Source organism: uncultured Agitococcus sp. (genome assembly GCF_937920075.1).
In the GTDB taxonomy this organism is placed as follows: Bacteria; Pseudomonadota; Gammaproteobacteria; order Pseudomonadales; family Moraxellaceae; genus Agitococcus.
Map to the genome: position 1 here is coordinate 1 of NZ_CALETI010000276.1, position 1,147 is coordinate 1,147.

A 1,147-nucleotide genomic window follows, 5' to 3' on the forward strand; every position below is an offset into this window, starting at 1 on the left:
TTCATTAACAACCAATGGCTTTAAACCTTTTGACCAAGTTGACTTTAAGTTGGTATAACGATATGGACTTAAAATTGCTATTCTTTCGGCAGAAACTTGCTCTTCATTAATTAAATGATGCAATAGTTGTTGTAGCTTTATTGCCATCTCATCAAAATCATTACAAATCAATAACTCGGGGCTTATGCCTGATTTCACCCTAAAATCCACAGGTAAAGGACAATTCCCCAAATTAGCCGCTAATGTTCCAACAGGCTGCGTATTGCGTAAGTTAATTTCTAAAGGGATAACTTGAGCCTCAAAAGGAGCTTGCCAAGGTTCATGCTCCCAAAAAATAGTTTGATGCTTATCATAAAAGCAATACCAACTAAACGTTGCTAATCCTAATGACTCTATTGCAATCCACCAAGTTGCTCTAAAATCAGCTGCTTCATCAATAATTATCGTGTCATATTTTTTTGCCCCTTGCTCAGCTGCATGGAGTAATAAATCTGCACAGCCCTCTTGAAAAAACAAGGTTAATGCTTGTTTATCTTCAGGCACATTATAAGGTGTGTTTGATTGTTCACAGGCCAAACGTACTAAATCATGAAAATGTATTACTGTTATATTAGGGTAATCTATCAATGATAATTTTAACTGAAGTGCTAATGCTTTATTAAAACAAGTCAATAAGACATCTTTGCCTAATAAGGCATGTTCTCGCGCCAAAGTTACAGCTAATAATGTTTTACCTGAACCTGCCCCACCTTCAACAAGAAGTCGCAGTTGATGTCTTAATAAACGAAGTACATTTATTTGCTGGTCTGTAGCCGTCAATAATTCATGAATCGTGTCATCTATTTTAGAGGCTAATGGCACTAATAAATGACAATCAGGTGCTAACAAGTCTTTAAGGACACGTTGTTGAATTTTTGTCCACGGTATTGGCGTATGTGACAATTCGGAGAATAATTTTAATAACCGAGGTTCGGGATTTGCCAAACAGGTTTTATCAAAAATAAAATTAATTGACGGGGCTTCTAATAGTGTGTGACTTGATTGCCAACGAACATCAGGAAACCAAACAGCATGAGTAATATTTAATTGATTAACATCTGCACCTAATTTTAACTCAAGCCGTTTAATAAGTGCATAACGATTTCTT

The 1,147-nt window shown here is 35.8% G+C and carries 1 protein-coding gene; it reads right to left on the reverse strand.

Annotation, left to right across the window (positions count from 1 at the left end; genetic code table 11):
• The coding region (locus tag Q0212_RS09675) for a DNA/RNA helicase domain-containing protein (protein WP_297924867.1) at nt 1-1,147 on the reverse strand (1,147 nt) is incomplete at both ends.